Raw genomic sequence first — 725 nt, forward strand, 5'->3', positions numbered from 1 at the left:
ATCAATACTGCTAGTCCCTCTCTCTTAGCGCATGTAGCAGGACTTAATAAGACCATCTCTGAAAATATCGTGAAATATCGGGAAGAAGAAGGAATGATCCTCTCACGGGGACAGATTAAAAAAGTCCCTCGCCTCGGGGCCAAGGCTTTTGAGCAGGCAGCGGGATTCTTGCGCATTCCTGAAAGTAAAAACATTTTGGACAATACTGGCGTCCACCCCGAAAGTTACAAGGAAGTTGAAAAACTTTTTGAACTCCTTGGGATTACCGAACTCGATGAATCTGCTCAAGAAAAATTAAAAGCTGTCAAGATAGAGGAAATGTCGACCCAGCTAGAACTGGGGCCGGAAACCCTGAAAGATGTCATTGATGATCTCCTAAAACCAGGTCGCGATTTGCGGGATTCCTTTGATGCACCAGTGCTCCGTCAGGATGTTTTGGATATTAAAGACCTCCACATTGGTCAAAAATTAGAAGGGGTTGTGCGCAATGTGGTTGATTTCGGAGCCTTTGTCGATATTGGCATTCACGAGGATGGCTTGATTCATATCTCCCATATGAGCAAGCAATTTATCAAGCATCCAAGCCAAGTCGTCTCTGTAGGAGATGTAGTGACGGTCTGGGTGAAGAAGATCGACGTGGAACGCGAAAAAGTCAACCTCAGTTTGGTAGCACCGAATGAATCTGACTGACTATGTACGCCAAGTATCCCTAGAAGATTTTGGGA

Annotated in this window: 1 protein-coding gene; it reads left to right on the top strand. The window is 45.1% G+C overall.

The features are described 5' to 3' along the window. Positions 1–690, top strand: a 690-nt coding sequence (locus SPADD19_RS12345; RefSeq protein WP_241496398.1) for a helix-hairpin-helix domain-containing protein, incomplete at its 5' end; no start/stop codon positions are given. Positions 691–725: the final 35 nt, after the last annotated feature.

Origin of the sequence: Streptococcus parasanguinis (assembly GCF_001578955.1) — a bacterium.
GTDB lineage: Bacteria > Bacillota > Bacilli > Lactobacillales > Streptococcaceae > Streptococcus > Streptococcus parasanguinis_U.